This is a genomic window from Methylobacterium sp. Leaf399 (assembly GCF_001424525.1).
Lineage (GTDB): Bacteria > Pseudomonadota > Alphaproteobacteria > Rhizobiales > Beijerinckiaceae > Methylobacterium.
Map to the genome: position 1 here is coordinate 1 of NZ_LMQK01000027.1, position 2,603 is coordinate 2,603.

Annotated in this window: 5 protein-coding genes; 2 read left to right on the forward strand and 3 right to left on the reverse strand. The window is 61.0% G+C overall.

Going from position 1 to position 2,603, the window contains the following annotated elements; genetic code table 11:
- Positions 1 to 176: 176 nt before the first annotated feature.
- The gene (locus ASG40_RS20670; RefSeq protein ID WP_244480616.1) at positions 177 to 269 is read left to right on the forward strand and encodes a BrnA antitoxin family protein; all 93 of its coding nucleotides are present in this window, start codon (positions 177 to 179) and stop codon (positions 267 to 269) included.
- 68 nt (positions 270 to 337) lie between these two features.
- Here the strand turns inward: ASG40_RS20670 and ASG40_RS20675 are convergent, their stop codons facing one another.
- A complete protein-coding gene (locus ASG40_RS20675; protein WP_082524066.1) occupies positions 338 to 856 on the reverse strand; it encodes a MucR family transcriptional regulator in 519 nt (172 codons plus the stop codon).
- A gap of 261 nt (positions 857 to 1,117) precedes the next feature.
- Positions 1,118 to 1,399, reverse strand: a complete 282-nt coding sequence (locus ASG40_RS20680; RefSeq protein ID WP_082524067.1) for an integration host factor subunit beta — start codon at positions 1,397 to 1,399, stop codon at positions 1,118 to 1,120.
- 304 nt (positions 1,400 to 1,703) lie between these two features.
- Between ASG40_RS20680 and ASG40_RS13330 the strand changes: the two genes are divergently transcribed.
- Positions 1,704 to 2,084 carry a hypothetical protein gene (locus ASG40_RS13330; RefSeq protein WP_055886513.1) on the forward strand — a complete coding sequence of 127 codons (381 nt, stop codon included), beginning with the start codon at positions 1,704 to 1,706 and terminating at the stop codon, positions 2,082 to 2,084.
- A 114-nt stretch (positions 2,085 to 2,198) separates the two neighbouring features.
- Here the strand turns inward: ASG40_RS13330 and ASG40_RS13335 are convergent, their stop codons facing one another.
- Positions 2,199 to 2,378 (reverse strand): hypothetical protein, encoded by a 180-nt coding sequence (locus ASG40_RS13335; protein ID WP_055886518.1) that lies wholly within the window; start codon positions 2,376 to 2,378, stop codon positions 2,199 to 2,201.
- Positions 2,379 to 2,603: the final 225 nt, after the last annotated feature.

Below are 2,603 nucleotides of genomic sequence, written 5' to 3' on the forward strand. Positions count from 1 at the left end.
CTACGACAAGGGCACGGGCGGGCTGTTCTACGATGCCGACGGCAGCGGCTCGGCTGCCACGGCGGTGCAGTTCGCGGTGATCGACACCAAGGTCACGCTCAGCCACTTCGACTTCTTCGTCGTGTGAGCGGCTCGACCCGCTTGCGGAATGGAGATTGAATTCCGCAAGCGAGAAAGTGATCGAGGCCTACAAGGCGACAGGGCCGGGCTGGCAGACGCGGATGAATGAGGCGCTGGTCGAGGCCGCTAGAAAGCTGAAAGCGGCCTGATCGTCCATCCGTCCCCGAAAGGAAACTTTGGCAGCCCGCCGTGACACAGCCCGAGAAACGGCGACCCGTCAGGCTTCGGTCTCAGCCTTGGCTTTAGCCGGTGGGCGGCCGCGGCGCTTTGGCGGGGCAGCTTCGTCCAAGACTCGTTCGTTTTCCAAAGACTTCGTCGAGACTCGGCTACGCAGCTGGCCAAGGCCAATCGTTTTGGCCAGTTCCGAGCGTTGGGCCGAGTAGGCCGCGGACGTCATGGGATAAGTGGACGGTAGGCCATGCTTGTCGCGATAGGCCTCGGGTGTCAGACCGCGAAGGGTGAGATGCCGGCGCAGGGTCTTGTAGGGCTTGCCGTCCTCGAAGCTGACCAGCGCATCGTGTGTGATCGACTTGCGGATTTCGGCTGGCGTTGCCCTGGCAGCTTTCGCGCCTTCGACCGCTGCAGACCCCGACAATGCCTTCAGGGCCGTATGGACATTGCCGATCAGCATCGGAAGGTCGGAGGTCGGCACACGATTGTCAGAAACGTAGGCCGCAACGAGATCCGCAACCGCGTTCAAAACATCGATATTCGATGACGGAGCTGTGCTGTCCATTTTGGTCCCTATCACGATGGAGCTTGAAAATTTTCGAGGCCTAGAAGAGACCGCTCATTTCACAAAACTCCCTCTAAAATGTTCTTGAAAATAAATCTATAGCAATAATTAGATTCGCAACGTATGGTGATCGCAGGCTATCGGCGTTTCAAAGGGCCAGGCCTCCGTGGCGCGTTCTTACGTTTCTGGTGATTCAATCACCATCATGGGCGGCGCAGCAGTTACTTTTACCATCGCCTCTATCTGAGCTGGCTTATGTAGCTAAGAGGCGTTCAGTCGGGCCTGCATCGCTTTCCCCGGTTTGAAAGCCACTGTCTTTTTGTCGGTCACTTGTACCTCCGCGCCGGTTCTTGGGTTTCGGCCCGTGCGGGCCTCACGAGCCTTGACTGTGAATGCTCCAAACCCGCGAAGCTCGACCCGATTAGCGGCCATCAGCGCACTCGAAATCTCACGCAGGATGGTGTTCACAACGGCCTCTACACGCCTTTCGGAGAGGTGCGGGTTCTGTTCTGCGATACGGAGGACCAATTCGGACTTGATCATGGGTACGGTAAAGCCTGACGCAAGCCAGGGAAGCAAGTGGCAACCCAATCACAGTCCCGAATTGGCGCTATGGAACCGTGACACAGTTGAGATCCGGCTAACCGCCCCAGTGCATCTTCGCGGTGAGCCAAGTTGCGTACCGGCTCACCCGTGAGATGGACGACCCACCCCGCCGGCCCGTGATCAGATCGGGCGGCGGGGCTGTCTCTCGTCCCCTGCCTCGATACCGCATGTGACCCGCTGGCCATGGCGCGGGTGTGTCCTGCCCACTATCCCGACCGGCTCCTCACAGCCGCCGGGCCTCATGTCAGCATCACCCGTCTTCACGATCGAGCCCGACACCCCGCAGGCATGGCGCAGTGCCTTCCTCGGGATGAAACCAGGCGTGGTCCCTTGCCCCGGTATGACGTCCGCGAAGTGGCGGGCCATCCATGCCGCGGCGCTGTGTTTCCTCGACAAGCACGCCGATGAGGCAGCGGCACTCGGTTGGACGACGGAACAACTCTTTGGGGTTCACCCCTCGCACGGCGTGATCCGTGTCGACTTCTGCGGCGCTCTGGTGCTCAGCGGCGAGATCGTCTCGAAGGTCGAGACCAACGTCATCGCCTTGGAGAAAGGGATCTGCCGTCGCGACAATCCGGGTCGGCCGGATGGGGCTGTGCCCATCTGGGCATTCAAAGGCTGAGCGAGTGCGCCCCACGATCCTGCGCGGTAGGTAATTGGAGGATAACGCCGTCGCCGTCGGTAGCTCTGTCACTGGTGTCGTGTAGCACGGGCGCCGCGTCTCAAACTTGGTCGACTACGTCCACTTGGCGGCAAGCCCAGCTCGCGCCGGCACGACGATGGCGCGGTCGAAGCGACTATTGCAGGTGTCCATCGCTGCTATGACCGGGCCGCTGCGCTCGCGATCGAGCTGTCCGATCAGCGCCCGCGGGCTAGCGTCGAGCAGCACCAGATCAATGGTGACGACCACAGCCATCAATTAGCCCCAAGGGCGGTCATCGAGCGCCTCGCGTCACGCGCGGTCTGAGTAGCTGGTCGGCGGTAGCCAGCGGGAGCGACGAGCATCGTTGTTCAGCCGGGATGGCGCTCCGATCCGACTTCCTAATACCAATTCTCATTGATCAGCACCCATGGGCCCATCGGCGCAGTCCGATGGACATGATGCGCCAGGGTTGGGCGATGAGCTTGTTCCAGGCGTCGC

Coding starts and splice junctions, on each gene's coding strand:
- ASG40_RS20675 (WP_082524066.1), bottom strand. CDS start 856: ATGGACAGCACAGCTCCGTCATCGAATATCGATGTTTTGAACGCGGTT.
- ASG40_RS20680 (WP_082524067.1), bottom strand. CDS start 1,399: ATGATCAAGTCCGAATTGGTCCTCCGTATCGCAGAACAGAACCCGCAC.
- ASG40_RS13330 (WP_055886513.1), top strand. CDS start 1,704: ATGTCAGCATCACCCGTCTTCACGATCGAGCCCGACACCCCGCAGGCA.
- ASG40_RS13335 (WP_055886518.1), bottom strand. CDS start 2,378: ATGGCTGTGGTCGTCACCATTGATCTGGTGCTGCTCGACGCTAGCCCG.